The organism is Aequorivita sp. 609 (assembly GCF_014212065.1).
Lineage (GTDB): Bacteria > Bacteroidota > Bacteroidia > Flavobacteriales > Flavobacteriaceae > Aequorivita > Aequorivita sinensis.
Genome location: NZ_JACJVM010000029.1, coordinates 1 through 2,497, shown reverse-complemented (window position 1 = coordinate 2,497; position 2,497 = coordinate 1). Strand labels below are relative to the sequence as shown.

2 protein-coding genes are annotated in these 2,497 nt (G+C 37.5%); both read right to left on the bottom strand.

Going from position 1 to position 2,497, the window contains the following annotated elements; translation table 11 throughout:
* Window positions 1-132: 132 nt before the first annotated feature.
* A complete protein-coding gene (locus tag H4O20_RS08345; RefSeq protein WP_185098937.1) occupies window positions 133-1,155 on the bottom strand; it encodes a hypothetical protein in 1,023 nt (340 codons plus the stop codon).
* 78 nt (window positions 1,156-1,233) lie between these two features.
* Window positions 1,234-2,497 (bottom strand): transposase (locus tag H4O20_RS08340; protein ID WP_185098936.1); only part of this gene is annotated, 1,264 nt, incomplete at its 5' end.

The window sequence follows — 2,497 nt, the reverse complement described above, 5'->3', positions numbered from 1 at the left end:
GACTCCTGAAAACCCATCCCAAACTAGACCAATCCCCATAAGGGCAAACCGACATACACCGGTTCAGTCAACACTGCATTCATGTTGGGTCGTACCGACCACACGAATGCTTAGTTATTAGGCACAGTCGTTTTACTTCTCAATCATAAAGCTTGTCATCATTTCATATTGTTCTAACGCTTTTTCTTTATCAAAATCATTAGGCATATTTCCAATTGACTTTTTTACTGAACTAAAAATAAAAGGTAATCCACTTTTATTTAGGAAATTCGCTTTTGTTTTAATATCAGATATCGAATTGGCATACCATTCTTTCCGTTTGTCATTTACTTTAGTTAATTGCTGTTCATTTAGTTTTGGAAACCATACTTTGTTATTCAGACTATCAGGTAAAAGTGGATGTTTGTATTGCCAAGATGAATAAACTTCAAACTTTCCTTTTTCTATGTCATTTTGAAAGTTTAAATAGAAAATTGCTTGTTCTGGGTCAAATCGTCCATTTTTTATAGCAGTCTTTAAAACAGGTTCTAAATCGATGACAGTTTTATCATAACTTCTTCTTTGAGCAGTATGATGTAAAACTATATCGTGAGGTTGATTTCTTAAATAATTACTATATCCTAATTCCACTTGAGATGGAAATCCGTTTGAGTCCGTCAATTCCATTATGCGTTTTAAGTTTATTTTCCGATTTGCGTTTATCGTGTCATCGTGAGTTTCATACATAGGTCTAAACAATTGGTCTCTGTTATGAATTTCATTAAATTCTATTCGTAACGCTTTGTCGTATTTCAATTCCTTTTTAGATACTAATTCTCTCCATTGATCTGTCGTCATATATGTGCCTACAAAAACGGATTTCACAAAATCTAATTCTTCTGAATTATCAATTATTTGTTGAAGAAAATTATTTCTTTTCTCGTAATCATTTATTAATTGACTTGACAATGCTGAATTGAAAATGTCTTTCCCAAATGGTTTTTCTATTAAACCAAACGCAAGTTCATATTCACTCAAAGACTTTTCAAAGTTTTCAGTGCAAATAGCAAGTTCTGCTTTATTTATATGTTCAAAATATTTTTCCGAATTATATTCATTAGATTTTGAACAACTCACAATAATTGCAAAAATTAATATATAAAATGTGTTTTTCATAAGTTGCGTTCAGATTGTGCCTAACGTGAGTCTGTGCATCAACTCACTTCGGACTAAAAATAATGAATCCATTGTTATCTAGAGCGGCTTTAAAACGATATTATTTTCGATTCTTAAATATGGATATTTTTTATCAGGTAAAAGAAAGCCTTCCATATAAGCCAAAATCACTTCAAATAGGGTCGAAAATTCAGTCATAAGCCCTTTGAGCCTTTTTTTCAACACTTCTGGTCCCAGAATAGACGAGAGTCTGGTAAGGTTATAACAGATCATCATCAGGTTTACCTCAGAGAGTACGTTTTGCTTCCCCTTCATCAATGTATAGGTAAATCCCCATTGTCTTTTCAGTGTCCCAAACTGGTGCTCGGTTACTTGTTGTCTGAGTCTATAGTATTCAGGTTTTTCTCTTACTCTTTTTTGGTTTTCGTCCAGTGCCTCCTGGTAAATGGAGCGTTCTATAAAGCGTCCGTTTTTATTTGTGGTGCACATCGCTCTTTTGGGACATAGCCCGCAGGCCTTTTTGTTCTTGTAATGTTTGACCTTGTGACCAGCTTTATTGTATATACTTCCATTGGTGGCCAATACTTTATTCTCCGGACAAGTGTAGGTATCCTTTATTTTATCATACTTGAAATCGACCATTGGATAGCGTCCGTTGTGATGCGAAGAATGGTCCTTCGGTGAGGAGTAAGGAGTTATCCCGTTCTTGGTGCATATTGCAAGATGTTTAGCCGTGGTGTATCCCTTGTCAGTGAGGATATCCATACTTTCCACTCCAAGGAGCTGCTTGGCGTCCAGTGCCATGGGCGAGAGCGCATGGGTGTCGTTCACGCTACCCGTATCGTTGTTTACCAAGAGCTTGTACTTCGCGTCGCAGCCCGCCTGCACGTTGTAACCTACATTGATGATGTTACGGTGTAGGATGACGGATCTTGCGTCGGGATCGGTAAGGCTAATCTGGCTCTCGCCACTTTCCTCCAACCTTTTTTCTATGCTGCGGAATCTTTCTTTTTTTGATTCCTGGTAAGCAACCTTTGTCTCGATTTCCTGTTCATCGATGTTCCCATCGCCTTGGTCGAGCTGATCTTGGTACTTCTTGATCTTATCGTCAATGTAGGCGATATGGCGGTCGATCTTCTTTTGGTTGAAATTGTTCTTTTGGGCATTCTGTGCCCTAATCTTAAATGAGTCTATCGCAATAGTCGCACCTTCTATAAGTTCCCATTCCTTGAGCAGTCCTACAAAATGTCTAAAGGCTAGCTTGAATGCCGCTGCATTGTTCTTTCTGAAGTAAGCGATTTTTCTTGCCGATGGGTGCAATCCTTTTAAGAGCCAGATAACC